Raw genomic sequence first — 26646 nt, 5'->3', positions numbered from 1 at the left:
TTCCGAACCCCACGCCGGGGTGACCGCGCGCGGTACCGTGCAGGGATGGGCGAGGCCGCGGCGCGGTGGCTGCCCGGAACACGACAGTTCCGGGGCTACCGGCGGGCCTGGCTGCGGTCGGACGCGCTGGCCGGAGTCACCGTGGCGGCCTATCTGATTCCTCAGGTCATGGCCTACGCGACCGTGGCGGGTCTGGCGCCGATCGTGGGCTTGTGGGCGACGCTCGGGCCGCTGGCGGTGTACGTCGTGCTGGGGACGTCCAAGCGGCTGTCGGTCGGGCCCGAGTCGACGACCGCGCTCATGACGGCGGTGGCGCTGGCGCCGCTGGCAGCGGGGGATCCGGGCCGGTACGCCGCGCTGGCGGCGATGCTGGCGCTGGTGGTCGGAGCCTGCTGTGTGGCCGGTGCGGTGGCCCGGCTCGGAGTGCTCGCCGATCTGCTGTCGAAACCGGTGCTGGTGGGGTATCTGGCCGGGACCGCGGGAATCATGATCGTGAGTCAGCTCGGGAGGCTCAGCCGGGTGAGCGTGGCGGGGGAGTCCATCGCGGATCAGTTGCGGTCCTTCGCGTCGAACATCGATGAATTGCATTGGCCGACAGTGCTTCTGTCCACCCTCACCCTGGTGATGCTGCTGCTGTCGACGAAACACGCCGCGCGTGTTCCCGGCCCGCTGATCGCTGTCCTGGGAGCGACGGCGGTGGTGGCCGTCTTCTCCCTGCGGGAGCACGGAATTCGCGTCGTGGGCGCGATCCCGTCCGGGCTGCCGGTGCCGAGCGTGCCGCAGGTCGCGGCCGCCGATGTGGGCAAACTGCTGCTGCCCGCTGTCGGCATCGCCCTGGTCGGATTCTCCGATATGGTCCTGACCTCGCGGGCCTTCGCGGCACGGCACGGCGACACCGTGGACGCGAACCAGGAATTGCTCGCCATGGGCGCGACCAACCTGACCGCCGGTGTATCGCAAGGATTTCCGGTCAGTTGCAGCGGCAGCCGTACGACCATCGCCGTTGCCGCCGGCGCGCGCACCCAGCTGTATGCGGTCGCCACGCTGGCCACGGTGGTGGCCGTCGTGTTCTGGGGGCGGACGGTGCTGGCCGCGTTCCCGTCCGCGGCGTTGGGCGCCTTGGTCGTCTATGCCGCGCTGCGGTTGATCGACCTGCCCGAGTTCGGCCGGTTGGCCCGGTTCCGGCGCAGTGAGCTGCTACTCGCGCTCAGTACGGCGGTCGCGGTGCTGGCCGCCGGGGTGCTGTACGGCATCCTGATCGCGGTCGGGCTGTCGATCCTGGACCTGTTACGCCGGGTGGCCCGTGCGCACGACGCCGTCCAAGGCTTCGTGTCCGGCTTGGCCGGCATGCACGACATCGACGACTATCCGGAAGCTACGACCGTTCCCGGGCTGGTGGTCTACCGCTACGACGCACCGCTGTGCTTCGCCAACGCCGAGGACTTCCGCCGCCGCGCGCTGGCCGCCGTCGACGACGCGACGGACTCGGTCCGCTGGTTCGTCCTCAATGCCGAGGCCAATGTCGAGGTCGACCTGACCGCTCTCGACGCCGTCGAGCAGCTCAGAACCGAATTGGATGACCGGGGAATCGTTTTCGCGATGGCGCGAGTCAAGAAGGACCTGCGCGCGGCCCTCGACGCCGCCGGGCTGACCGACCGTGTCGGCGCCGAGCGATTGTTCCCGACACTGCCGACCGCCCTGGCCGCCTACCGGCGCGAGACCGACGACCTCGGACAGGCGGATCGGTGACTTAAGGCCCGTCTCCGGTGGGCCCGGTCACGCGATGCTGGATGGACGGATCGGTTCTCCAGAGACGAGGTGACAGACCGTGTCGCGCAATTCCTCGCTGGCGTGGCGGGCGCGGTCGCTGGTGCCAGCTGCTGGAGCGCCTGCGCGGCGTGCGCTGGGAGGCCGAGCTGCGGGGGCTCGATCGTCCCATCGGCAGGTAAGAGCCCCCGGATCCATCGGAAGGACAGCTGATCATGACCACTGATCTCGACGCTCGGGCCGCGCGTATCGTCGCCGCCGTCGACGGGTCGGCCACCTCCTATCAGGCCGCCGTGTGGGCCGCGGTGGACGCCGGATTGCACGGCTGCGCGCTGCACATCGTCACCTCGATCTCGCTGCCCGGCGGGGAGGTCCCGGTCGGCGTGCTCGGGCCCGACGATCGGGAGCTGCTGGCCAGGGACGGGCAGCGAATCGTGGACGAGGCGAGTCGTGTAGCGCGCGCCGGAGCGGTGGGGTCGGCGGTCACGATCACGACCGAAGTGATCTGCGCGCCCATCGTCGGACACCTCATCGAGCAGTCCCGGACCGCGCGGACGGTGGTCGTGGGCAGCCGCGGTCTCGGCGCGATCCGGGGTGGGCTGCTCGGCTCGGTGGCCGATGCGGTCGTTCGGCACGCGGAATGCCCGGTGGCAGTCATCCACGCCACCGCGGCGACCGATCCGCTTTCCGCCGAGAAACCGGTGCTGGTCGGGGTCGACGGCACACCCCACAGCGTGCCCGCGCTGGAACTCGCCTTCGCCGAGGCCGCCGCGCGTAAGGTCGGGGTGACCGCACTGCACGCCTGGACCGATATTCTCGGATCGTACGTGCCGCTCATCGGCTGGGAGCCGCTGCGGGCACGGGAGAACGAACTGCTCTCCGAGCGGCTCGCCGGATTCGGTGAACGCTATCCCGACGTGGCGGTTCGCCGCCTGCTGGTGATGGAACGCCCGCACCAGGCGCTGCTGCGGGAATCGGAGTACGCGCAATTGGTCGTGGTCGGCAGCCGCGGCCGGGGCGGATTCGAGGGCTTGCTCCTCGGATCCACCAGCTCCACCGTGTTGCACAATGTCGAAACCCCGACGATCGTTGTCCGCGCATAACGAAGATCAGGTGTCGGTCATGACCGAATTACAGCCGCTGGACGCGGGATTCATCGAACTCGAGGACGCGGACCGTCGCATCAGCCTCGGCATCGCGGCGGTGGCGATCCTGGCCGGGCAGCCCCCCGCGCGAGCGGAATTCGCGGCCATGCTGGCCGAGCGCGTCGCGGCGAACCAGCGCCTGCGACAGCGAATCCGGCGTGCGCCACTGGATCTGACCGTCCCGGTGTGGGAAGAAGACCCGAGCTTCGATCTGGCCCACCACATTCGATGGGCCGCCCTGCCCGCACCCGCCGACGAGAAGACCCTGCGCGAGTTCGTGGCCGGCGAGCTCGTCGAACGCCTGGATCGAGATCATCCGATGTGGGAATGCGTCGTCGTCGAGCGTTTGGCGGATGCGCGCTGGGCGCTGATCGTGAAGGCGCACCACAGCCTCGTCGACGGCGTCTCCGGCGTGAGCCTGTTCGAAAGGCTCTGTGATGCACCGGAATCCGTCCAGCGGCCGCACGCCTTGCCCGCGGAGGACGCGGCCGGTGGGCCGGGCTGGCTCGACCGGGTCGTCACCGGGTTGCGATTGCCGCTGGATGTGCCGCGCTACGCGGTCGGGATGATGCGCAGCCTGATCCCGGTGGTGGCCGCGTTCGTCTCGGTGCCCGAGGCATCCTCGCTCAACGGCCCGATCGGCCGGCAGCGGCGCTACACGATCGCCCGCGCCTCCCTCGCGGAGATCCGCGAGATCGGCCGCGGCCTGGACGCGACGGTCAACGATGTCGTGCTCGCCGCGGTGACCTCGGCCTATCGCGGCGTTCTGCTGGGCCGCGGGGAACAGCCCACGGGCAAGACGGTGCGCATCCTGGTGCCGGTGTCGATGCGGGCGGCCGACGCGAAATCCCTGCTGGACAACCGGGTTTCCGCGGTCCTGTCCCTGCTGCCGTTGCATCTGGACGACCCGGTGGAACGACTGGCCACCATTCATCAGCGCATGGCCCGGCACAAGTCCGGCGGCGCCGCGCAGGCGGAGACGTCGCTGCTCGCACTGGCCGGGCGGCTGCCGTTCGCGCCGGTCGCCTGGGGAATGCGGCTGTGGTCGCACCTGCCCCAGCGCGGAGTGACCGCGGTGGCGACGAACATCCCCGGCCCGCGCCGCACCCTGTCGGTGCTGGGACGCGAAGTGCTGGAGCTGATTCCGGCCATCCCCATCGCCATGCGCCTGCGCACCGGCATCGCCATCCTCAGCTACGGCGACCAGCTGACCTTCGGCATCACCGGCGACTACGACTCGACCCCGGACCTGGACCGGATCGCCGACGGCATCCACACCGCCATCGCCGACCTGCTCGCCGCGGCGCGCGCCCGCACCCAGCACCCGGCCGGGTGAGCGGGCCGACGGCCACGTTCTCCCCGGTCCGACCGAACCCCGCAGCGAGGAAATTCAGCCATGACAACCAAACTCCCTCGTACACAGGAAGACTGGGCCATGATCGCCTTCGTGACAGCCGTCGCGGTGGTGCTGGTCGGCGCGACCCTGCTCGCTATCCTCGCCACCTGACCCGATTCGCCACCTGACCCGATCGTGTCGCACCCGGCCGGCGAGCCTGTCCGGCGGTGACGACTTCGAGTGCACGGGTCTCGCAGGAGTTCCGGCCGGGACCGTGACAAACCATTGCTCGCAGGGGACGTCCTGCTCCGGTCAGTGCCGGTCGATGGTGAGGGTGTCGGCGAGCGGCCGGCGTGGCGTCGGCGGGTGCTCGGGTTCGTCGGCGGGGGCGGCGCCGATGCGCACGACCAGTTGCGGATGGCCGGGCCTGGGCAGGAATCCGGTGAGAATGGTGCGGCCCGTGGGCAATTCGGTGATGTGGGTGAGGGCGCAGGTGGCGAGACCGGCCACGGTGCATTCGAGCAGGATCGCCGAGAGCGCCTCACCGGTGGCCAGCCATTCGGCGGCCGAATCGCCGGGTGTGCTGAGGACGACGAGCCGCGACCGGTCCTCGATATCGGGACGGCGCGCGGAGTGCGGCGCGGACGGGAACGCCCGTCCCACCCGGACCCGGGCGCGCTCGGAGTCGGAGATCAGCGCGTCGGTGGGGATTCCCTCGGGGAATCCGGAATGACCGGCCCACCAGCCGATTTCGGCCTGGTACATCTGGTCGTGCCGGCGCAGCGCGGCCGCCTGCTCGGACACCGCCGACAGCCTCGGCCGCACGGAGTCGTCGAGGACTTCCAGGTCCACGTAATGCGGGGACACCAGCATGCGTAGCGTTCGTGCCACGTCATCCCAGTGCGCGGGCGGGTCCATCGGCAGGCGGTCGGTGCGGCGGTGGTCGATCGCGCCCGCCCGCGCCACCAGCCCGGCCGGGGGGCCGGGCCAGGGCCGGAAACTGATCTCTGCGAGGCGGCCCGGATCGAGCGGATCCGGCATCCGAGTCGTGTCGGTGTGCCAGCGCTGCGCGCCGAACGCGGTGCGCACGTGGTGCAGCATCGCCCCGCAGCTGATCACCTGCTGACGGCCCTGCGGGTCGGCGGTGATCAGCACCCGGTCGGGGTCGCTGTGCAGGTGCAGGCGCTCGCCGTCGAAGCGCCAATGCCAGGGCTGGGTGTTGTGCACCGAGGGCGCGCGCGACGCCAGGCGCATCGCGGACATCAGGGTGCGATGGTCGGGGACGAGCGGGGTGGCGTTCATGGTGGTCATCCTCCGAGTGTTCTCGTCGGCCAGCGCGGAACATACGGGCTTTCCGCCCGCTGGTCAGGGACGTTGGTCACCGGGGCGAGTGGCGCGACGTCGCGTTCGGCGCGCTCCTTGATCCCGCGCAGCATCTTCGCCTCCATGACGAGGCTGCCGGGCTCCATGATCAGCATGTAGAACAGGCGTTGCGGCAGACCGGCGTCCGGGAGCGCGATGCGGTTGCGGCTGATCAGCCGGGTGCCTTGGGCGGTCGGGTACAGCCCGAACGACCACACCCAGTGGTGCTCGGTCGAGGCGAGGACGAAGGCGTGCGGGCCGTCCAGCACGGCGACCCGCATGGCGGGACCGGAGGTGCCCATCGGCAGCGCGTCGTCGACCGCGAGCCGCTGGTATTGCGGCAGGATTTCGTCGGCGCTGTGCATGTTCAGGCCGAGCAGGTTCTCGATCCAGTCATAGGTGTATGCCCCGCCGCGACCGGGACCCATCTGCACCAGCCAGGGCCAGATCTGTTCCGGCGCCGCCGCGATCGTGATCGCGCGGGTGGTGACGGTGCCGGCATCGGGTAGCAGTTCGTCACCGGGCATGACGCGACCGACCTCCTCGGCGGTCGAGCCCCAGGTCACGCACGTGTTCCGGGCGAAGAGGCGATAGCCGATCGCCAGTCCGGCCAGGGCCGAGGCCACGCCGATGCCGGTCGCGGTCGCTGTTCTCATGGGGTCGATTCCTCTCGATCGGCGTCGATGTCGATCCTGGGCCGCCCGACGCGATTTCCGCAGGGACCGATGGCCCGGCAATCGCCCTCACAACCGGTGACTTTCGGCCGTCTCGGGCCGGTGGGTGCGCGCGGGATGCTGTGACCGAACAGCGGATTCGCACGGATCGGAGGACTAGCCATGACCGAGTTCGCGGACCGGAGCGCCATCGTCACGGGCGGGGCGCGGGGAATCGGCGCGGCGGTGGTCGCGGAATTGGTGAAGGCGGGCTTCGGTGTGGTCATCGCCGACCTGCTGACCGAGGACGGGCTGAAACTGGCCGAAGCCTTCGCGCCGCAGGCGCGATTCCATCACCTCGACGTCACCGACGAGACCCGCTGGCAGCGGGTGATCGAGGAGACCGAACGCGAATTCGGCCCGCTGGCCGCCCTGGTGAACAACGCCGGAATCCTCGACTTCGGGACCGTGGAGACCGAATCGCCCGACCTGTTCCGCCACGTCCTGGAGGTCAACGTCGTCGGGGCCTGGCTGGGCATGCGGCTGGCCGCGCCCCGCCTGCGCGCCGCGGGCGGCGGCGCCATCGTCAATGTGTCCTCGACCGCCGGGCTCATGGGCTACGCCGGGATCAGCGGATACGTCGCCAGCAAGTGGGCGCTGCGCGGGCTGACCAAAGCCGCTGCGCTGGAACTGGGTTCGTCCGGTATCCGGGTGTGCTCGGTGCACCCCGGCCCGATCCACACCGCGATGACCGCCGGGATGGACGAGTCCATCGCCGCCACCCAGCCGCTGCCGCGGTTCGGCGAGCCGGGGGAGGTGGCCGCCATGGTGCGTTTCCTGGTTACCGAGGCGACCTTCTCGACCGGTTCGGAATTCGTGATCGACGGCGGCGCGACCACCGGCCAGGCCGGGGTCCTCGAGGCATCCGGTGCTGACCACCGGTGATGGCGGAACGACAGAAGGAGGCGTCGCCATGATGTATTGGAACGACCACGATCTGAGTGGTTGGGGTTATGCCGGGATGGGCGTCGGAATGCTGATCTTCTGGGCTCTCGTCATCGGCGGGATCGTCCTGGCGATCCGGTTCGCGGTCCCCGACCGGGGCGGCGCGCCGCGTTACGAATCCCCGTCGCCGCAAGAACTTCTGGCGCAGCGCTTCGCGCGCGGCGAGATCGATGAGGCCGAGTACACGTCGCGGCTCACCGCGCTCCGGGCGTCGGGCGCGCGGCAATGAGCGAGCGTTCCGATCCGGCGAGCGGCGCCGCCGATTCCCCCGGTGGACAAGTGAATCCTCCGGTCGTCGTCGCGACCGACGAATCAGCGGTCTCCTTGCTCGTGGGAATCGACGGCTCACCCCGGAGCATGCCGATGAGGATGCACCAGCAGGGCATCCTGCCCCCGATGACGATGTGATTCCGGCTCTCCCCGGCCGGGCCGCGGCCTCACCCGAAGGTGAGGATGTCCGTGACCGGGCGACGGGGAGTGAGCGGGGACGCGGCGGCTTCATCGGGTGGGGCGGAGCCGATTCGGATGACCGCTTGCGGAATGCCGGGACCGCCGATCAGGCTCGCGAGAAGGTCTCGGCCGGGCGGCAATTCGGTGATATTGGTCAGGGTGCAGGTGGCGAGCCCGGCGGCGGCGCACTCGAGCAGCACCGCGGAGAGGGCCTCACCGATGCGCAGCCATTGCGGGACCGAGTCCGGCAGCGCGCTGAGGACCACGAGCCGAGCATGGTCGGTGCGGGGACCGCGGCGGGTGGAACGCGGACCCGCTGGGAAGACGCGGCCGACGCCGACCCGGGCGAACTCCGCGTCCGAGACCAGGGCCGCCGGCGGAACACCATCGCGAGTATCGGAATTCCCTGCCCACGTATGCAGTTCGAGGTCGTAGAACTGGTCGTGACCGCGCAGGGTCGCGTACTCGCGGGACAGGGCGGCAAGCCGTGGGCGAGCGGATTCGGCGAGCACGTCGAGCCGGACGTCCCGTGCCGCGGCCAGTTCGCGCAGCCGGGGAACGAGGTCCTCCCAGCCGCTGGGCTCCAGCAGCGCCAGCCGATCGGTACGGCGCCGGGTGATGGCGCGCACGTGTGCGCGGATCTCGGGCGGCGGATCCACCCACGGCCGGAATCCGATGGCCGCCAGGTGATCCGGGCGCTTCGCCTGGGGCACCCGGACGATGTCGGTGTGCCAGCCGCGGTCGGCGAAGGCCGCCTGGACATGATGCAGCATCGCGCCGCAGCTGATCACCAGCTGGCGTCCGAGCGGGTCCGCGGCCGAGAGCAGCCGCTCGGCGTCGGCGAACAGATTCAGGTGGATGCCGTCGAACCGCCACCGCCAGGGCTGGGAGTTGTGCACCGACGGCGCCCGCGCCGCCAGCTCGATCACCGCGGAGACCGTCCCCGGATCGGGTGCCGGACAGCCGCGTACATCATCGTTGACGCTCATACCATCAGTGTCGGGGTGGTCCGAATCCGGCGGATACGGTCGTTCTTCCTGTGTGGCAGGGTATTTCGACACTCGGCCGCCCGCGGACGTCGACGGGGTCGACATCTGTGAAAGCGCCCGGCAGCCGCCGACCGCGCTGGCGCGGACCGCTGCTGCGTGGGTGTGGTCATGGGTCGCTCCTGGCGCGAAAACGGTGAACGGCCGCCGACGGCATCGGCTCCGTGCATCAGCATGGGCGCGGGGGCATCCCGCGCCGTAGGGCCGATGGTCACCGTCCGGTCGTCGCTCCGGCCCCCCTGAGCCGGGGCCCGGTGGCCGAAGGCTCGCTGCCGGGGTGACCACGATTCCGCTGATCGGCGTACTGGTCCTGATCGCCGCCGTGGCGCTGGTGTTCAGCGGCCGCTACCCCCGCGGACTGTTCGGCTTCGTCATCGGCGTCAACCGATGGTTCTACCGAGTTCTGGCCTATTCCGCCCTGTTGACCGACGAGTACCCGCCCCTGCGGCTCGACCAGGGCCCGCGGGAACCCAGCGAGACCGCGGCCGCGTGAATCACGGATCCGAGGGCGGAGGACACGGTGGCAACCAGATAGGAGCGTCGGATCGGGTCATGGGCGTTCGCTGCCGGACGCGCACGGGGATTGATCGGTGACGTTCCACGCGAGCAACGCCCGTGCGACGGTGGCGTCGCCGGTTCGATCGGGAGGTCACCTCGCCCCGTCCGTGGCCCGGGTGCTGGTGCGGATCGAGTCGAGTTGCGGCTGGGTGCCGAGTGCGATGAGGACGGTTCCGAGCCGAAGCCGGGTGTCGCCGTGGGGGTTCGCGATGAATCGGCCGTCGTCGGCGCGGAGGGCGAGGACGAGCGCGCCGCCACCGTGCCGGGGCACGACGTCGGCGACGGTGCGGTCCAGCAGTGGTGAGTCGGGGCCGATCTCGATCTCCTCGATGCGGAATTCGAGATTCTCGTCGTGCATGACCACGTCGAGGAATTCGGCGACATTGGGTTGCAGGGCGAAGGCGGCCATGCGGCGGCCGCCGATGAGCTGCGGGTTGACCGCGCGGTTGGCGCCCGCGCGCAGCAGTTTGGATTTCGAGCTTTCGGTGCGGGCGCGGGCGATGATGATGAGATCGCCGCGCAGGGCCCGGCTCGACAGGGTGACGTAGACGTTGTCGGCATCGCTGTCCAGGGCGGCGATGAGGGCCTGGGCGTGGCGGATGCCCGCGGCCTCGAGGACGGCGTCGTCGGTGACATCGCCCAGGATGTAGGGGAATTCGAGGTTCTCCAGGCGTTGGGGGTCGCGATCCACCACCACGATCTCCTTGCCGAGACCGCTGAGGTACTGCGCTGTCGAATGCCCGACACGGCCCCAGCCGCACACGATGACGTGTCCGCGCAGTCGTTCGATCCGGTTGTTCATGCGCCGCCGTTCCAGGTGTTGGTGTACATGGCCTTCGATGAGTGCCTCGAGCAGGACACCGAACATATAGAACACGGTGCCCGCGCCGAACAGGATGAGCGCCATGGTGAATACCTGGCCGCCGGGACCGAGCGGATGGACCTCGCGGAAACCGACCGTCGTGATCGTGGTGACGGTTTGGTACAGCGCGTCGAGGTACCCGAACCCGAGTAACCGGTAACCCGTGGTGCCGACGGCTGTCACCAGCAGGAAGGCCGACAGGACGCGAATGACACGGCGCAACAGGGTCACCCGTGCAGTGTGGCAGCACACGCGCCGGTTCAGGGAACCAGGACGGCCGCGCCCGCGAAGCGCCCGTGCGCCAGATCCCGCAGTGCGCGATCGGCTTCCGCGAGCGGGTACGGGTGCGCGATGACCTCCAGGCGATGCGCGCCCGCGAAGGCGAGGAACTCGCGCGCATCCGCGCGGGTGTTCGCGGTCACCGAGCGGATCTCGCGTTCCTGGAACAGATGTCGCTGATAGTTCAGCGGCGGGATGTCCGAGAGGTGGATACCCGCGATGGAGAGGACGCCGCCACGATCCAGCGCCTCGAGCGCGGGCAACACCAGCTCGCCGACCGGTGCGAAGAGGATCGCCGAATCCAGTTGTTCCGGAGGCGGTTCCACCGCCCCCTGTACGGACGCCGCACCGAGCTCCAGCGCGAGCCGCTGGGCCGCGAAATCGCGGGTCATGACGTGCACCTGCGCGCCTTGGGCCAGCGCCACCTGCACCGCGAGGTGCGCGCTGCCGCCGAACCCGTAGATCCCCAGCCGCCCGCCCGGCGGGAGCGCCGCGCGCCGCAGCGCCCGATAGCCGATGATCCCGGCGCACAGCAGGGGAGCGAGCTCGATATCGGCGTAGCCCGTAGGCAGCGGCAGCGCGAAGTCGGCGGGAACCACCGCGTACTCGGCGTAGCCGCCGTCGGCGTCCCAGCCGGTGTATCGCGAACGCGGGCACAGGTTCTCGTCGCCGCGGCGGCAGAACCGGCACCGTCCGCAGGTGTGCCGCAACCAGGCGATCCCTACCCGGTCACCGACGTGGAACTCGCTCCCGGCGTCGAGCCCGAGCGCGGTCACCACACCGACCACCTCGTGGCCCGGCACCACATCGGGTCGGTGCACGGCCAGGTCGCCCTCGGTCACGTGCAGATCGGTCCGGCAGACCCCGCACGCGAGCACCCGCGCCTGCAATTCGCCCGGACCGGGTTCCGGCACCGGGATACGCTCCGCCTTCAACGGCTCGCCGTCGATCCGGCCCGGTGTCCGCACCCGCCACGCTCGCATCGAGTTCATCGGATACCCCCTTCGGCGTCGACGGAGTCCCTTCATTGTGAACGTCAAAACCCGTTTGAAAAAGTTCGGTTCTCTTGAATCTTCAATCATGTCGAGGTCACAGCCTCGAGCCTTGGATTTCGAAATGGATCCGAAATGCGCATGACCCCGCAACCTATTCCTTCGCGACGACTCGCTTTCGTGCGGGCGATCGGCCCGTATCGCCACGGCAACGCTCGAGCCACGGAGGCGATAGGGGAGCGACGCCGCCCACGCGGACGCACCGCGCGCCGGGCGCTGCGGATCCCTCCATTGGGGGAGGTCGAATTCGTTCTCGCGGCCGAGGTGGGCGGGGGCGAATCTCCGTAGCGTCGAATATCTCCGGTGCTGGCCGATCATGCTGCCCCGCACCCCTATTCGTCAGGAGTGTGCGTGCTTTCCGCCTTCGTACCGGCTGTGCGGACCCCGGAATTGCGGCGGAAGATCGGGTTCACGCTGGGTCTGCTCGCGCTGTATCGGCTCGGTGCGGCGCTGCCGTCACCCGGTGTCGACCTCACGTCGGTCCGCAGCTGTATCGGACTCGTCTCCGGTGGTGAATCGGCCGGTATCTACCAGCTGATCGACTTGTTCTCCGGCGGCGCGATGCTGCAGCTGTCGGTGTTCGCGGTCGGCATCATGCCGTTCATCACCGCCGGCATCATCACCCAGTTGCTGGCCGTGGTGATCCCGCGATTCGAGGATCTGCGCAAGGAGGGCCAATCCGGGCAGGCCCGGATCACCCAGTACACCCGCTATCTCGCGATGGCGCTGGCCGTCCTGCAGGCGACCACCCTGGTGGCGCTGGCCGCCCGCGGACAGCTGCTGCGCGGCTGCCCTCACGACATCCTGGCCGACACCTCCCTGTTCGGCATGATCATCATCGTGCTGGTGATGACCGCGGGCGCGGCCCTGGTCATGTGGTTCGGCGAGCTGATCACCGAGCGCGGCATCGGGAACGGCATGTCGCTGTTGATCTTCACCGGTATCGCCGCCCGCATCCCCAGTCAGGGCAGGTCGATTCTGGACAGCAAGGGCGCACTGATCCTCGCCCTCGTCGGCGCCGCGATCCTGCTGCTGATCGTCGCCGTCATCTTCGTGGAGCAGGGCCAGCGCCGGATTCCGGTGCAGTACGCCAAGCGCGTGGTCGGCCGGAAGATGTACGGCGGTTCCTCGACCTATCTGCCGCTGAAGGTCAACCAGGCGGGTGTCATCCCGGTGATCTTCGCGTCCTCGCTGCTGTACCTGCCGAACCTGCTGGCGCAGCTGACCCAGAAGAGCACGGGCAATCCGGCCAAGTGGCAGGAGCTGATCCAGAAGTATCTGGTCAACCCGAGCAACCCGGTCTATGTGGCGATCTACTTCGCCCTGATCGTGTTCTTCACCTACTTCTACGTCGCGATCACCTTCAACCCGGAGGAGCGCGCGGACGAGATGAAGAAGTTCGGCGGCTTCATCCCGGGCTACCGGCCGGGCAAGCCGACCGCCGATTACCTGAACTATGTCCTGAGCCGGATCACCCTCCCCGGCTCCCTCTACATCGGTGCTGTCGCGGTCCTGCCGAACGTGTTGCTGCGCTTCGGCTCCGGCGGCCCGGCCCAGAACCTCGCGTTCGGCGGCACGTCGGTGCTGATCGTGGTGAGCGTCGCCCTCGATACGGTCAAGCAGCTCGAGAGCCAGCTGATGAACAGGAACTACGCGGGATTCCTGCGCTGAAGCAGACTGTGCGTATGCCCACGACTCCATCGACATCCCCGCTGCTGCTGCGGCTGGTGTCCACGCTCGTGCTCGCGATCAGCGCCACCATGCTGTCGGCGCCCAGCGCGCAGGCCGCCACCCCGGTCGCCGGTCGCAGCGCCGCGGTGGGCTCGGACCCGCTCGCCGCGGGCAGCGATAGCGTTGCCGCGCGGCAGGATTCGACGATCTCGGTGCTGCTCGCCAACGATCAGATCATCTTCCGCTCGGGCCTGCGGTCGGTGATCGAATCCGAACCGGACCTGCGATGCGTCGCGGAGGTCGGCGACGGTGCGGCCGCGATTCGCGACATGCGGCGGCTGCGACCCGATATCGCCATCCTCGATCTCGACATGCCCGGTCTCGACGACCCGACCGCGATCGACACGGTCGCGGAACTCGGCAGCACCAGCCGCATTCTCACCCTCGCCACCGAGGACACCGACGAGAACCTCTACCGCGCGCTACGCCTGGGCACCAGCGGATTCTTCACCAAAGCGGTGCCCGCGGTGGACCTGGTCGCCGCCATCCGGATCGCCGCGCACCGTGACGCGCTGATCGACCCACGCCGGACCAGTCGTCTGATCACCCGCCTGACCCCCGGCGGCGAACCGTTCCCCGCCGCGCCCGAAATCGCCACGCTCACCCCGCGCGAGCATCAGGTCCTGGTGTTGATGGCCGAGGCCCGCACCAACCCCGAGATCTCCGCGGCCCTCGGCGTCGGCGAGCAGACCGTCAAAACCCATGTGTCCAACGTGCTCGCCAAACTCGGTGTCCGTGACCGCGTGGAGGCGGTCGTCTACGCCCACACCCGCCGCATCGTCACCGACAGCCCGTTCGAACGTGCGCCCCGGAGCAGATTCCGGTCGTGAGTATTTCGTCGACGTCCGGTCGCTCTACTACCGGGCCGCCGCGGCGGGACGAGTCGTGATCTTCACTGCGCAGTGACGATCGCACCGTGATCGGGGTCGTGGTTCACAGCGGGGCGCCGAAATCTTGTGTCCACAAGGGTCCGTCGGCGCCGAAGTGGACTCCGATGCCGATATCGGTGTACGCGCAGTTGAGGATATTGCCGCGGTGGCCGGGGCGCGACAGCCACTCGGCCATCACCTCGGCGGCGTCGGCCTGGCCGTGGGCGATGTTCTCGCCGATGGTGCGCCACAGATAGCCGGCGGCCACGACTCGCTGGTGCGGCATCCACCCGTCGGGGTCGCGATGATCGAAGTAGCTGCGAGCGGCCATATCATCGGAATGGCGCTGTGCCGCGTTCTGCAGGCGCGCGTCGGGCCGTAGTGCGGCGCATCCGTGCTGCGCGCGTTCGCTGTTCACGAGTTCGAGCACACCGGCTCGCGCCGCATCGGTCTGTGGATCGGACGGAGCGGGCTGCGCCGAACCGACGCCCGGTCCCTGGGACGAGCCGGTTCCGATCCACACGGGCGGGTCCGACAGGGCAGCGGCCTGGGAAAGCGCTGCCCCGGCCATCACGCAGGTGATGACGGTGGCGGATCGCTTGAAATACACCACTGATGCTCCCATTGTCGTGTTGCTCCCGGATGTTTCGATAGCGGTCGGCGGCACCGGCACGACTATGTGTCGATGTCGAGGCGGTGATTGGTGGCGGCCAACTGTCGGAGGGTGCTGTCGGTCAGGTTCGCGGTTTGGGTGCTGTGCAGCAGCGCCGTCAGCCGATCCCAATGGAGGGCAACGTGATCACCGGGTTGCGGGTCCGTGGTCAGGCGGCCGTCGGCGGTGAGGGTCGCGGTGCGGGTGCCGGGTGGGCCCAGGTCGAGGTGGCGGCCGTCCCAGGTCAGGTGGCTGGCTTCCAGCCGGACGTGGGAGCCGTCGCGGGCCACGACGCGGGCCGGGGTGATGCGGCATTTGTCGAGGACTTCCAGGGCGGTGGGGGTTGCCGCCGTGCCGAGCAGGCGGCTCCACGGGTAGACGCCGAAGACGTGGAAGCAGTGGTTGGGGGCGGCTTCGGGGGCGAGCCGGGGGGTCAGGTGGGTCCAGTACAGGCCCGCGGCGGGGCCCAGGATGGCGAGCAGTTCGGCGCAGAAGGCTGCCGGATCGAGGGTCGAGCCGATTCCTCCGCCGTGCCAATAGGATTCGACCAGGCGCAGGTCGAGGGGGTCGGCGATGCCGGTCATGGCGGACATGACCTGGAGGTAGGGCCAGGCGCCGGTGAAGCGGCGGGCGGCGGCGCGGATCAGCGCGGGCGATCCGTCGGACAGGGCCGTCGTGTCGGGTGGTCCGCAGTAGCCCAGCGCGTTCGGCGGGTAGGCGTAGCGCGCGAACATCGTCTCCCCGGCCCCCGGGTCGGATGGCTGGGAACTGCTGGAATGCGGGCGGGGGGCGGTGATGGCGGGCCTCCGTGAGTGGGGGGTCAGCAGATGCGTGGAAGCTGTTCTCCTGCGGGTAGATCGACGACTCGCGTGCCACCGAGCGCGGTGTGTGCGGTCACCATGCCGGGATGCTCGGCCACACAGCGGCCGATGATCTCGGCGTGCACCCCGAGCGGATGGGCGCGCATGGCGGCGAGCACCCGATCCGCGTCCGCGGCGGGTACGAAGGCCACCAGCTTGCCCTCGTTGGCCACGTACAGCGGGTCCAGGCCGAGCAGCCCGCACGCGTCGCGGACCCCGGCGGGAATCGGAATCGTGTTCTCGTCCAGCGCGATTCCCACGCCCGCGGCGCGCGCGATCTCGTTCAGGCTGGCGGCCAGTCCACCGCGGGTCGGGTCGCGCATGGTGTGCACGGTCGCGCCGGTCGCCAGCATCGACGCGACCAGACCGTGCAGTGGAGCGGTGTCGCTGCACACGGTGGTCCCGAATTCGAGTCCCTCGCGGCACGACAGTACCGCGACACCGTGCAATCCGATCTCCCCGCTGACCATGACCACGTCCCCGGGCGCGGCGAGTTCGGGCCGGATGTCGACTCCGGGATCGAGGACGCCGATGCCCGCGGTATTGACGTAGATGCCGTCCCCGTGCCCGGCGTCGACGACCTTGGTGTCGCCGGTGACGAGCGCGACCCCGGCGCCGAGCGCCGCGGTGCCCATGGCCGAGGCCACTTCCGCGATCCGCACGAGCGGCGTGCCCTCTTCGAGGATGAACGCCGTCGACAGAACCAGCGGCCGCGCCCCGGACATCGCGAGATCGTTGACCGTGCCGTTGACGGCCAGATCTCCGATGGATCCGCCGGGAAACGTCAACGGCTTCACCACGAACGAGTCGGTGCTGAACGCCAGCCGCGTCTCGCCGACCGTCACGACCGCCGAGTCACCGAGCCCGGCCTGCGCCGCCGCTCCGAACGCCGGCAGGAACAGGTGCTCGATCAGCTCGCCGGACATCGCGCCGCCGCCACCGTGCCCCATCACGATGGTGGGTGAGTCGCGCAGCGGCATCGGGCATACCCAGTTCTCGAAATCGACGGCGCCGTTGCCGGTTCCGACAATGTCAGGCATGAGCCACCTCCGCGGGCAGATCCAGCCGCCGGTACAGGTAGTAGGCCGCGCAGGCGCCCTCGGAGGACACCATGGTGGCGCCGAGCGGATTACGCGGTGTGCACTCCTTGCCGAAGGCCGCGCACTCGTGCGGTTTGATCAGGCCCTGCAGCACCTCGCCCGACCGGCAGATCGGCGATTCCTCGGTGTGCAGATCGCTGACCGCGAACCGGTGTTCGGCGTCGAACTCGCGGTAGCGCGGCGAGAGCCGCCAGCCGCTCTGCGGGATCACCCCGATGCCGCGCCAGCCCCGGTCGGTGATTTCGAAGACGTCGGCGAGCATGGCCTTGGCCGCCGGGTTGCCCTCGGTGGTGACCGCGCGCCGGTAGGCGTTCTCCACTTCGGCGCGGCCGTGTTCCAGCTGGTCCACGGTGCGCCGGATGCCCTCGAGGATGTCGAGCGGCTCGAATCCGGTGACCACCACCGGAACCCGGTACTTCTCGGCCAGCGGCGGGTATTCGGCGGTGCCCATCACGGTGCACACGTGCCCGGCGGCCAGGAAGGCCTGGACCCGGCAGCTCGGCGATTCCATGATGGCGGCGATCGCCGGGGGCACCAGCACGTGCGAGACGAGCAGCGAGAAGTTGCGTACGCCGAGCTTCTGCGCCTGGTAGACGGTCATGGCATTGGCCGGTGCGGTGGTCTCGAACCCGATGCCGAAGAACACGACCTGGCGGTCGGGGTTGGCGCGGGCGAGTTCGAGAGCGTCGAGCGGTGAGTAGACGACGCGGACGTCGCCGCCTTCGCTCTTGATCCGGAACAGATCCTTGGAACTGCCCGGCACGCGCAGCATGTCGCCGAAGGAGCAGAAGATGACATTCGGCTGGGCCGCGATGGCCAGGGCCTTGTCGATCAGCTCGAGCGGGGTCACGCAGACCGGGCAGCCGGGACCGTGGATCATCTCGATCTGGTCGGGCAGCAGTTGGTCGATCCCGTGGCGGATGATCGAATGCGTCTGCCCGCCACAGACTTCCATGATCGACCAGCGCCGCGTGGTGGTGGAGCGGATCCGATCCAGCAGCAGCTTCGCGAGTTCCGGATTACTGAATTCGTCGAGGTATTTCATGGTTTCACCTCCGGATCGGCGGTCGGGGTGGTTTCCGGGTTGGCCACTCCGGCCTGGGCTGCGGCGATCGCGAATCCGTCGCCGAATTCCTCTTTCAGCACGCCGAGGTGTTCGAACTCGGCGAGCGTCTGCATGGCCGACTCCTCGTCGAGCCGCTGGATGGCGAAGCCGACGTGCACGATCACGTAGTCGCCGACGGCGATGTCCGGGATGTACTGCAGGCAGACATCCTTCTGGACGCCGCCGAAGTCGACCACCGACATCCGCGTGCCATCCCGCTCGTGAACACTGAGCACTTTGCCGGGGACTGCCAGGCACATCGCTGTTCTCCTTCCGCTCAGCTCGCCGCGACGGCGAGTAACTGGCCGAACGCGATCCCACCGTCGTTGGGTGGCACGCGATGGTGGGTGAGGACGTGGAAACCGTGCTCGCGCAGCAGCCGCAGCACGGTGGTGAGCAGCAGCGCGTTCTGGAACACGCCGCCGGACAACGCGACCGGTTGCTCCGGATCGCCGTAGCGCGTCGCCAGATCCAGGACCAGGTGGGCGACGCCCGCGTGGAACCGCGCGCCGATGACGCCGGCGGGCACCCCGCCGCGCACATCGGCGATCACCGCGGCGAGCACGGGCGCCGGATCGATGGCGGCCGTCTCGTCGGCGGGGTCGCCGGGCAGGGCGAACCGGTAGGCGACCGCACCCGGGTCGGCGTCACGGGACAGGCCCTCCCATTCGATGGCGGCCTGCGCCTCGTAGTCGACCTCGTGCCGCACCCCGCACAGCGAGGCGACCGCATCGAACAACCGGCCCATGCTGGAGGTGGGCACGCAGCCGAGCCCGGTGTCGAGCTGATGCGCCAGCACCTGCGCCTCGCGCGGCGGGCAGGCGCGCACGCACGGCAGATCCGGCGACCAGTCGAGGTTCGCGGACCGCAAGTGCGCCAGGGCCATTCGGTACGGCCGCTGCACGCTGAGGTCACCGCCGGCCAGCGGCACGTAGCGCAGGTGCGCCAGGCGGCGGAACCCCTTGTAGCTCGCGGCGAGCACCTCCCCGCCCCAGATGGCGCGGTCGGGCCCGTAACCGGTGCCGTCGAAGGCGAATCCGAGCACGGTCGCGCTCGCGTCCAGGCCGTGCTCGCCCATGACGGCCGCCACGTGCGCGTGATGGTGCTGCACCAGCCGGATCGGCCGGCGGCCCGCGTGTTCCGCGGCCCAGGCGGTGGACCGGTAGCGGGGGTGGGCGTCGGCGGCGAGCTGCTGCGGGGCGACGCCGGTGAGTTTCTCCAGATGCCGCTCGGCGGCGGTGAACGCGCGCAGGGTCGCGACGTCGTCCATGTCGCCGATGTGCTGGCTCAGCCAGGCGTAGCGGCCGTCGGCGACGGCGCAGGTGTTCTTGAGGTCCGCGCCCACGGCGAGGGTCGGCCCGGCGGGCATCGGCAGGGCGAGCGGCAGGGGGGCGTAGCCGCGGGAGCGCCGGAACGGCACCTCGACGCCGTCGACCACCTTGACCACCGAGTCGTCGCACGGGACCAGGATCGGGCGGTTGTGGGACAGGACGGCGTCGGCGAGCCCGGACAGTCGTTCCCGGGCGTCGGAGTCGGTGTGGCAGATCGGTTCTCCGCCGAGGTTGCCCGACGTCATGACCAGCACGCGCGGGCCGGGGGCGTCGCCGGGCAGTCCGAACAGCAGCAGATGCAGCGGCGTGTAGGCGATCATCACCCCGAGATCGCGGTTGTGCGGCGCGACCGCGTCCACGGGCTGCGGCGGCGCGTCGGGGTCCGCGGACGCGCAGGTCCGGCGCGGTAGCAGCACGATGGGCCGGGCCGGGCCGGTGAGCAGGGCGGCGGCGGTCGCGTCCACCTCGGCGATGGCGGCGGCGGTCGCCAGATCGGGCACCATGACCGCGAAAGGCTTGTCGCCGCGGCGTTTCCGGCAGCGCAGCTCCGCCACCGCGGCGCTGTCGGCGGCATCGCAGGCCAGGTGATAGCCGCCGATGCCCTTGACGGCCAGAATTCCGCCGTCGCGCAGCATGTTCCGTGCCGCTCGCAACGGCTCCCCGGCCTCGGGGTCGGAGAAGGTCAGGGTCGGGCCGCACTCGTTGCAGGCGATCGGCTGGGCGTGGAAGCGGCGGTCGCCGGGATCGGCGTACTCGCGCGCGCAGTTCTCGCACATGGCGAACCCGGCCATCGAGGTCTGCGGGCGGTCGTAGGGCAGCGCGGCGATGATGGTGAACCGCGGACCGCAGTTGGTGCAGGTGATGAACGGATGCCGGTAGCGCCGGTTGCCCGGATCCTGGAGTTCGGCAGCGCATTCCGCGCAGATCGCGACATCGGGCGACGCGAGGGTGCGCCCGTCGCCCCGGGTGGTGCCGGAGATGTGGAAGCCGGTTCCGCCGCGGACGGGGATCTCGGTCTGCTCGACGGTCTCGACGACCGCCAGCGGCGGCGGTCGGTCCCGCAGGCGCGCGACGAAGGCGTCCACGCCGTCCGCCGCCCCCTCGATCTCGATGACCACCCCGGAACTGTCATTGCACACCGATCCGGTCAGCGCCAGCTCGGCCGCCGTGGTGTACACGAAGGGCCGGAACCCGACGCCCTGCACCACGCCGCCGACGATGATCCGCCGCCGGACCCGGGCCCCGGTCACGGTTCCTCACCCGACCCCATCAGCCGCAGCCCCGCCAGCGCGGCGGCGGCCCCGGCCTCGTCGGTCTTCTCGACCGCGAACCCCATGTGGATGATCACCCAGTCGCCGGGCCCGGCCGGATCGTCCTCCAGCAGGCCGACATTGACGGTCCGCCGCTCGCCGGAGACGTCGACCAGCGCGATCTGACCGTGATAGCCCTCGACCGGTCCGACGACGCGGCCGGGAATGCCCAGGCACATCGTTCACACCTCCTGCGGGTGCCGCAGCGCGGTCACCACGGATTCGACGGCGGCCATCGCGGGGTCGACCGCGGCGGCCACGGGTTCGGTCAGGCCGATGCCGTCGGCGACCGAGCTGATCTGGCAGCCCACGATCACCGTCGGCGGAATGGTTCCGCCCATCGCCCGGACCACGGCGAAGACCGCGTCCGGGTGCATGGCGTGCGCGTCGAGACCGACGCCGCCGCCACCCGGATCGGCGTGGAACACGTCCACCTGACCGGGCATGCCGCGGTCGGGCAGCGCGTCGACGAGCACCAGCGCGTCCCAGCCGTCGAGCAGGTCGTAGGCCAGGTGCAGACCGCGGATGCCGTAATCGGTCACGCGCACATCGGGTTCGGTGCTCGCCGACATGCGCCGCACCACCTCGGAGCCGAACCCGTCGTCTCCGAGGAAGATGTTGCCGATGCCGGCGACCAGCACTCTCGTCGTGGGAATCACCCCGCTACATGTGCCGGATTCGTATGTATCGGCGCACATCCGGTATCGACCGGATGCCCACCGCTGCCACCAGCAGCGCTGCCAGGGCCACGAGCACGACGGCGATCACACCTACGATTTCCATGGCGGGATTCCTTTCTCGATCGGTTCGATTTCGTCGGGCGCGAAATACAGGTAGCGGCCGTACCATTCGTGCAGCTCGGCGGCGGGATCGTCCTCGACGACCACCGCCAGGTGGAGCTGCCCGTCGACGTCCTCGTGCACCGAGGCGACGCGCGCGGTGCGGCCCGCGTAGAACAGGTCCTGCGCGTCGGCGCGGCGGGAGGGATGCAGCCGCACCCGGCTGCCCCGGGCGACCGGCGTTCCGCCGATCACCACGGTGTCGGAGTCGGGATCGACGGCGGTGTCGGACAGCGGATCCCACCACGGGGTGTCCGGGTCGAGCGCCGGCAGGACGCGCGGCGATCCCGGTGCGGAGTCCACGAGCCGGTCGTCCTCGCGCAACAGGCTGTCGTCGCGGAGAAGTCCGTGCAGCCCCTGCATGCTCTCCGGTGTCATGGCCTCGCAGCGGTCGATCAGCTCGGCGGCGCGCGGATCGGTGGCGCGGGCCTGCTCCTTCTCCTCGTCGGTGAGCGTGAGCACGCGCAGGGTCAGGATCTCGTCGATCTCGGTGGAATCGAAGAGCGGCCCTTCGCTCTGCTCGGCGATGCGCGGATGGTCGTAGAGGATGATCGGTGAGATCAGCAGCAGGTCCGCGGTCCCCTCGGGACCCGCGAGCACGGGGAAGCAGCGGCGCTGGGTGCACGCCTCGGTCGCCTCGACGGCGTCCTCCGGCGGGTCGATCAGCGACAGGAAGACACCGTCGCGCAGTTCGCAGAGTACGTGCGCGCCGAGGAAGGATCGGGTGACGGCATCGTCCTTGTCGATCGAGGGGACACCGAGATTGCGGACGGTGACGCTGATCCGCTGATAGCGGCCGACCGGCTCGACGACGGTCTCGGCCAGGCCGGTCAGGGTTCGGCGCGTGCGCACGAGGCTGCCGAAGGGCGTGCCGTCGTCGTCGGCGAAGTCCTCGATGTCCGCCCCGCCGTCGACGTCGATGCGGAACGTGGTGTCCGACAACGGTCTCGGCCCGGAATCGATCTCCTGCTCGACGGCCTCGTCCCATCCGGTCCAGACTCGCGCGCCCGCCCGTAGTTCGGGCACCGTCCGCCCGGTGGCGTCCTCGACGGTGCGGCGTTGCAGTTGCAGGAACCGGACCGTCAGGCGCAATGTCGCGGCGGGGCTCGCGTCGACCAGGAATTGCGCGGCGAGCGCGGACTCCTCACCGAAGCCCGCCGCGGCCGCGCCCTCGGGACCCAGGACCCCGAATTGCCAGCGGGACTGGTTCTTTCGCGCATTCGCGTGGTACGGGTACAGCAGGTAGCCCTCGTACAGCACGGCATCGGCGACCGCCCGCGCCTGGTCGCGGACGCTGCCGGGCTCGTGCCCGCTCACGACGGCTCCCGCGACGGGGTCGACAGCAGTTCGGTGACCGCCTGGTCGTAGTCGAGAAAGCCGTGCCCGGACTTGTAGGCGGTGAGGGCGTCGACGGTCTCCCGCCGCATCCGCACCCAGCCGGTGTCGGGGTAGTGGGTGTCCATGAGCTGCCGCCACACGGACACAGGCATTTCGAAGCGGTCGTCGCGGTCCCACGGGATCTGCTGCACCGAGAAACCCGACGCGCCTTTGAAGAACACGGTTCCGCTGAACAGAAACAACAGCGGCACCGTGCCGTCGCGCAGGGCGTGCAGGTACTTCGATCCGGTCACCTCGAGGTCGTAGGTGCACGGCAGCGGCAGGTCCACCTCGGCGCCGCCGGTGAAGCCGGGCACCGTCGTCGTGGTGTGCATCCACAGGAAGGTTCGCTGGGTGTCGTGCCAGCGGTCGCGGGTGCCGAACAGGTCGAGCAGTCCACTGCCCTCGGCGTCGGTGTAGGCGCGCCGATTGGGCTCGATGCGAACCTGGGCCCGTAAGGCGATGGCGTGCACCGGTTCCTCGCCGAGCGCCGCGATCCCGACGCGCGCCGACAGCGTCGGCCCGATGGCGTAGGGCTCGGGTTTGATGTCGAGCACCGCGAAGGTGATCGAGTAGGCGGGGCTCACGGCCGCCCACCGCCTCGGGCGAGAGCGCGGGCGTTCATGGTGGCGAAGAACTCGTCGATGTAGTGCCGGGCCTCGGAACCGCCGTCGAATCCCTTCCACAGCAACCGCATTCGCCCGACGAACTCGTAGCAGGTGTCGATGGGCAGCAGCAGGCAGTCGCCGGGGCTCTCGCGCCCGGCGCTGCCGGGCATACGGATCAGCAGCGCTTCGACATCGTCGGCGAGCACGTCGAGTTCGGGATGGTTGCGCAGCAGGTCCCGCCAGTGCTCGGGCGGCAATTCCGATTCGGTCGCACCGGCCGGGCCCGGATAGAACGCGACGGTCCGGCCCTGCGCGGAATTCGCGAACAGGAACGCCAGACCCACCGGGATCTCGAGCGCGTCCCACTCGGCGGCCGTGATCGCGGTCTGCCCGAACGCCAGATACCGGTCCGGGACCGCGCGGTAGCGCAGTGCCGCGGCCGGCTCGGTGAACAGCAGATAGCAACTGGTGCAGACACATTGCAGGTGGCGGCTCTCGACATCGACCACATGCCGGTGCGGTGCGCCGATGAGCTCGGCGCACATCTCGCAGCGCTCACCGGCCGGGGCTGGATCCGGCCGGTTCGCGAGTCGGCGCAGCACCGAGAACGAGGCGCTCATGCGGTGGGCTCCAGCGCGGGCACCGCCACCGTGGGCACGCCCTCGCGCAGCAGCACCGGCAGGGGCCGCAGGTGGCCCTCCCCGTCGAGCCGGTCCCCGGCGTGCACGGCGTCGTAGTGCGCCCGGCACGACGGGCAGCGCAGCACGGCGTCGCCGACCGGATACCCGGGCCGCCGATGCAGCTGGGCGCCGGTGAGCGAGCCGCCGCACGCCGGGCAGGTATCGCGGTACACCAGCAGGTTGTCACCGACGCGGCAGGCCAGCAGGGCCTGCCCGGCGACCTCGTAGCCGGCGACCTCGCCCGGACTCAGTTCCGCCAGTTCGGGCACGGGAATCCAGTCGGCGGCGGGCGCGGCGTGCACCCGGGTGAACAGGGACTCGGCGGGAATCACCGCCGAGGTCGAATCGGTCTGCGCGGCAACGACTTCGATCCGCTCGATCTCCGGCGCCGCGGCACGGACGGCTTCCTCGACCGCCAGTTCCAGGGTCACCGAGGACGACGGGCAGCCGCGGCAGCTGCCCGAGAGCTCCAGCCGCACCACGCCGTCCTCGACGTCGACCAGGCTGACGTCGCCGCCGTGGGAACCCAGGTAGGGGCGGACGCTGTCGAGGGCGGACCGCACCCGGGTGGGAACGTCGTCGGGGTGCAGTCCGTGCACGATCAGCAGGCTGGCCACCAGTTCGTCCGCGGCCAGCCGCCGCACCGCGTCGTCGTCGAGCAGGTCGACGACCCGTCGCAGTCCCGCGCCGTACAGCTCGACGAGTTCACCGACGAGTTGTTCGGCGCGCTCGCGGGCGATCGGCCCGCCCGCGGAGCTCGCGTCGAGGAGGTCTTCGATCCGGTCGCCGGCGTGCCGCCAATGGTCGTCGCGCGCCGCCGGACGATCGTCTCCCATCGATGTCCCTCCTCACGGTCGGGGTCCTCGTCACTGGATGACGGGCGTCTGGGTGGGGGAGTGCAGCAGGTCCAGCGACTTGCCACCGCCCAGATACATGTGCACACCACACGGCAGGCACGGATCGAAACTGCGCACGGTGCGCATGATGTCGATCCCCTTGAAGTTCTCCCGGTCGTTCTCCTCGAAGATAGGCTGACCCTGCACCGCGTCCTCGTAGGGACCCGGCGTGCCGAAGCTGTCGCGCGGGCTCGCGTTCCAGGGCGTCGGCGGGTACGGGTGATAGTTGGCGATCTTGCCGTCGCGGATCACCATGTGATGCGACAGCACCCCGCGGACCGCTTCGGTGAATCCGCATCCGATGCCCTCGTCGGGGGCCTCGAACGCCTCCCAGGTCTTGGTCCGGCCCGCCCGGATCTCGACGAGCGCCTGCTCCGCGAAATGCAGGGCGCAGGCAGCGGCGTAGGCCTGGAAATACGTGCGAGCCCGGTTCCGCTCGATGGTGTTCGAGCCGAAAGCCGGTATCTTCCACTCGAATTCGACCGGCCCGCGCAGGGCGGTCTTGGGCAGGTTGATCTGCACGCTGTGGCCGGTGGACTTCACATAGCCGATGTCGACCAGCCCGGCCAGCGCGGTGGCCCACAGCCGGGCCAGCGGTCCGCCGCCGGTATCGAGGGCCAGATGGTCGGTGCCGTCGAACCAGCGCGGCGACATCACCCAGCTGTACTTGTCCTCCAGATCGCGTTTCTGCGGTTGAGGGTTGGTGTGCTGGTTCCACGGGTGCCGCCGGTCCACCGGATTGCCCAGCGGATCCTGGGTCACGAACATCTCCTGATCGGTCCAGTCCTCGTAATACGAACTGCCCAGCAGGATTCGGAGGCCGAGGTTGATGTCGACCAGCGAGGTGGTGAGGAGCTTGCCGTCCACGACCACGCCCGGTGAGACGAACATGTGCCGACCCCAGTCCTCCATGTCACGGTAGGAGAAGTTGCAGAACTCGGGGTCCTGGAAGGAGCCCCAGCAGCCGAGCAGCGTGCGCCGCAGACCGACCTTGTCGTAGCCGGGCAGGGCCTCGTAGAAGAAGTCGAACAGGTCGTCGTGCATGGGCACGACCTTCTTCATGAACTCCACGTACCGCATCAGCCGCGTCATGTAGTCGGTCATCAGCTGGATCGTCGCCACGGTTCCCACACCGCCGGGATACAGCGTCGACGGGTGGACATGACGTCCCTCCATGAGACAGAACATTTCTCGCGTGTACCGGCTGACCTGCAGCGCCTCCCGATAGAACTCGCCGCTGAAGGGATTGAGCGCGCGCATGATGTCGGCGATGGTGCGATAGCCGTGCGCGTCGGAGTGCGGCGCGGCGGTCTTCTCCGCCAGCGCGAGCACGCCGGGATTGGTCTCGGAGACCATCTTCTCGCAGAAGTCCACGCCGACCAGATTCTCCTGGAAGATATTGTGGTCGAACATGTATTCGGCGGCCTCGCCCAGATTCACGATCCATTCGCCGAGGTTCGGTGGCTTCACGCCGTAGGCCATGTTCTGGCAGTAGCACGAGCAGGTGGCGTGATTGTCCCCGCAGATGCCGCAGATGCGGCTGGTGATGAAGTGCGCGTCACGCGGATCCTTGCCGCGCATGAAGATGGAGTAGCCGCGGAAGATCGACGACGTGCTGTGGCATTCGACCACTTCGCGATTCGCGAAATCGATTTTGGTGTAAATGCCCAGACTGCCGACGATGCGGGTGATCGGATCCCACGCCATTTCCACGAGCGAATCGGGCTCGATGAGGCGATGTGAGGGTTCCGGAATGATCTGAGTCATCGGAAT

At 69.5% G+C, this 26646-nt stretch carries 27 protein-coding genes; 8 read left to right on the top strand and 19 right to left on the bottom strand.

The genetic code is table 11. The features are described 5' to 3' along the window. Positions 1-45 precede the first annotated feature (45 nt). From ACQPYY_RS18950 to ACQPYY_RS18940, 3 genes are all read left to right on the top strand, one after another. Positions 46-1749, top strand: coding sequence for a SulP family inorganic anion transporter (locus ACQPYY_RS18950; RefSeq protein ID WP_433590387.1), 1704 nt, complete (start codon positions 46-48; stop codon positions 1747-1749). 233 nt (positions 1750-1982) lie between these two features. Continuing rightward, positions 1983-2870, top strand: coding sequence for a universal stress protein (locus ACQPYY_RS18945; protein WP_433590386.1), 888 nt, complete (start codon positions 1983-1985; stop codon positions 2868-2870). Positions 2871-2889: 19 nt separating this feature from the next. Then, positions 2890-4248 (top strand): wax ester/triacylglycerol synthase family O-acyltransferase, encoded by a 1359-nt coding sequence (locus tag ACQPYY_RS18940; RefSeq protein ID WP_433590385.1) that lies wholly within the window; start codon positions 2890-2892, stop codon positions 4246-4248. 312 nt (positions 4249-4560) lie between these two features. Here ACQPYY_RS18940 and ACQPYY_RS18935 read toward each other — a convergent pair whose 3' ends face one another. Further along, positions 4561-5559 carry an Acg family FMN-binding oxidoreductase gene (locus ACQPYY_RS18935; protein WP_433590384.1) on the bottom strand — a complete coding sequence of 333 codons (999 nt, stop codon included), beginning with the start codon at positions 5557-5559 and terminating at the stop codon, positions 4561-4563. Next, on the bottom strand, positions 5556-6266 hold the full coding sequence (locus tag ACQPYY_RS18930) for an SRPBCC family protein (RefSeq protein WP_433590383.1): 711 nt from the start codon (positions 6264-6266) through the stop codon (positions 5556-5558). Before ACQPYY_RS18930 ends, ACQPYY_RS18935 begins: the two co-directional genes overlap by 4 nt. Before the next feature lie 180 nt (positions 6267-6446). Between ACQPYY_RS18930 and ACQPYY_RS18925 the strand changes: the two genes are divergently transcribed. Both ACQPYY_RS18925 and ACQPYY_RS18920 read left to right on the top strand, forming a co-directional pair. Next, positions 6447-7208, top strand: a complete 762-nt coding sequence (locus tag ACQPYY_RS18925) for an SDR family oxidoreductase (RefSeq protein ID WP_433590382.1) — start codon at positions 6447-6449, stop codon at positions 7206-7208. Further along, positions 7192-7497 (top strand): SHOCT domain-containing protein, encoded by a 306-nt coding sequence (locus ACQPYY_RS18920; RefSeq protein WP_387303529.1) that lies wholly within the window; start codon positions 7192-7194, stop codon positions 7495-7497. Before ACQPYY_RS18925 ends, ACQPYY_RS18920 begins: the two co-directional genes overlap by 17 nt. A 208-nt stretch (positions 7498-7705) precedes the next feature. Here ACQPYY_RS18920 and ACQPYY_RS18915 read toward each other — a convergent pair whose 3' ends face one another. Further along, a complete protein-coding gene (locus ACQPYY_RS18915) occupies positions 7706-8707 on the bottom strand; it encodes an Acg family FMN-binding oxidoreductase (protein ID WP_433590381.1) in 1002 nt (333 codons plus the stop codon). A gap of 334 nt (positions 8708-9041) precedes the next feature. Between ACQPYY_RS18915 and ACQPYY_RS18910 the strand changes: the two genes are divergently transcribed. Further along, positions 9042-9257: a DUF4389 domain-containing protein gene (locus ACQPYY_RS18910; RefSeq protein ID WP_433590380.1), complete on the top strand. Its 216-nt coding sequence runs from the start codon at positions 9042-9044 to the stop codon at positions 9255-9257. A 156-nt stretch (positions 9258-9413) separates the two neighbouring features. Here the strand turns inward: ACQPYY_RS18910 and ACQPYY_RS18905 are convergent, their stop codons facing one another. Together ACQPYY_RS18905 and ACQPYY_RS18900 are read right to left on the bottom strand one after the other, a co-directional pair. Continuing rightward, positions 9414-10415, bottom strand: coding sequence for a potassium channel family protein (locus ACQPYY_RS18905; RefSeq protein ID WP_433590379.1), 1002 nt, complete (start codon positions 10413-10415; stop codon positions 9414-9416). 29 nt (positions 10416-10444) lie between these two features. Beyond that, entirely contained in the window at positions 10445-11446 is a 1002-nt protein-coding gene (locus ACQPYY_RS18900) for a zinc-binding alcohol dehydrogenase family protein (protein ID WP_433594678.1), read from the bottom strand. Between the two features lie 420 nt (positions 11447-11866). Between ACQPYY_RS18900 and secY the strand changes: the two genes are divergently transcribed. Continuing rightward, entirely contained in the window at positions 11867-13186 is a 1320-nt protein-coding gene (gene secY / locus ACQPYY_RS18895) for a preprotein translocase subunit SecY (RefSeq protein WP_433590378.1), read from the top strand. A gap of 14 nt (positions 13187-13200) precedes the next feature. Next, entirely contained in the window at positions 13201-14076 is an 876-nt protein-coding gene (locus ACQPYY_RS18890; protein ID WP_433590377.1) for a LuxR C-terminal-related transcriptional regulator, read from the top strand. A gap of 103 nt (positions 14077-14179) precedes the next feature. Here the strand turns inward: ACQPYY_RS18890 and ACQPYY_RS18885 are convergent, their stop codons facing one another. The 14 genes from ACQPYY_RS18885 to ACQPYY_RS18820 form a co-directional block, all read right to left on the bottom strand. Beyond that, positions 14180-14728, bottom strand: coding sequence for a CAP domain-containing protein (locus tag ACQPYY_RS18885; protein ID WP_433590376.1), 549 nt, complete (start codon positions 14726-14728; stop codon positions 14180-14182). A gap of 62 nt (positions 14729-14790) precedes the next feature. After that, complete coding sequence (locus ACQPYY_RS18880; protein WP_433590375.1) at positions 14791-15501, bottom strand: DUF6390 family protein; 711 nt, start codon at positions 15499-15501, stop codon at positions 14791-14793. A gap of 86 nt (positions 15502-15587) precedes the next feature. Next, a complete protein-coding gene (hypE, locus tag ACQPYY_RS18875; RefSeq protein ID WP_433590374.1) occupies positions 15588-16667 on the bottom strand; it encodes a hydrogenase expression/formation protein HypE in 1080 nt (359 codons plus the stop codon). Continuing rightward, positions 16660-17772 (bottom strand): hydrogenase formation protein HypD, encoded by a 1113-nt coding sequence (gene hypD / locus ACQPYY_RS18870; protein ID WP_379100131.1) that lies wholly within the window; start codon positions 17770-17772, stop codon positions 16660-16662. The genes hypE and hypD overlap by 8 nt, the downstream gene beginning before the upstream one ends. Further along, a complete protein-coding gene (locus ACQPYY_RS18865) occupies positions 17769-18092 on the bottom strand; it encodes a HypC/HybG/HupF family hydrogenase formation chaperone (RefSeq protein ID WP_379100129.1) in 324 nt (107 codons plus the stop codon). The genes hypD and ACQPYY_RS18865 overlap by 4 nt, the downstream gene beginning before the upstream one ends. Positions 18093-18109: 17 nt before the next feature. Then, positions 18110-20413: a carbamoyltransferase HypF gene (gene hypF / locus ACQPYY_RS18860; protein WP_433590373.1), complete on the bottom strand. Its 2304-nt coding sequence runs from the start codon at positions 20411-20413 to the stop codon at positions 18110-18112. Continuing rightward, positions 20410-20652, bottom strand: a complete 243-nt coding sequence (locus tag ACQPYY_RS18855) for a HypC/HybG/HupF family hydrogenase formation chaperone (protein ID WP_379100125.1) — start codon at positions 20650-20652, stop codon at positions 20410-20412. The genes hypF and ACQPYY_RS18855 overlap by 4 nt, the downstream gene beginning before the upstream one ends. Positions 20653-20655: 3 nt before the next feature. Beyond that, on the bottom strand, positions 20656-21132 hold the full coding sequence (locus tag ACQPYY_RS18850) for a hydrogenase maturation protease (protein WP_433590372.1): 477 nt from the start codon (positions 21130-21132) through the stop codon (positions 20656-20658). A gap of 4 nt (positions 21133-21136) precedes the next feature. Next, a complete protein-coding gene (locus ACQPYY_RS18845) occupies positions 21137-21256 on the bottom strand; it encodes a DUF6893 family small protein (RefSeq protein ID WP_379100121.1) in 120 nt (39 codons plus the stop codon). Next, complete coding sequence (locus tag ACQPYY_RS18840; protein ID WP_433590371.1) at positions 21244-22629, bottom strand: hypothetical protein; 1386 nt, start codon at positions 22627-22629, stop codon at positions 21244-21246. Before ACQPYY_RS18840 ends, ACQPYY_RS18845 begins: the two co-directional genes overlap by 13 nt. Further along, entirely contained in the window at positions 22626-23276 is a 651-nt protein-coding gene (locus ACQPYY_RS18835) for a DUF6084 family protein (RefSeq protein ID WP_433590370.1), read from the bottom strand. The genes ACQPYY_RS18840 and ACQPYY_RS18835 overlap by 4 nt, the downstream gene beginning before the upstream one ends. Further along, the gene (locus tag ACQPYY_RS18830; RefSeq protein ID WP_379100115.1) at positions 23273-23917 is read right to left on the bottom strand and encodes a DUF5947 family protein; all 645 of its coding nucleotides are present in this window, start codon (positions 23915-23917) and stop codon (positions 23273-23275) included. Before ACQPYY_RS18830 ends, ACQPYY_RS18835 begins: the two co-directional genes overlap by 4 nt. Next, positions 23914-24813 (bottom strand): NifU family protein, encoded by a 900-nt coding sequence (locus ACQPYY_RS18825; protein WP_379100113.1) that lies wholly within the window; start codon positions 24811-24813, stop codon positions 23914-23916. Before ACQPYY_RS18825 ends, ACQPYY_RS18830 begins: the two co-directional genes overlap by 4 nt. A 30-nt stretch (positions 24814-24843) precedes the next feature. After that, positions 24844-26640, bottom strand: coding sequence for a nickel-dependent hydrogenase large subunit (locus ACQPYY_RS18820; RefSeq protein WP_433590369.1), 1797 nt, complete (start codon positions 26638-26640; stop codon positions 24844-24846). Positions 26641-26646: the final 6 nt, after the last annotated feature.

Origin of the sequence: Nocardia sp. CA-145437, assembly GCF_050956485.1 — a bacterium.
Classification (GTDB): domain Bacteria; phylum Actinomycetota; class Actinomycetes; order Mycobacteriales; family Mycobacteriaceae; genus Nocardia.
Note: the sequence above shows the minus strand (reverse complement) of the source record. Positions and strands in the feature narration are given on the sequence as shown.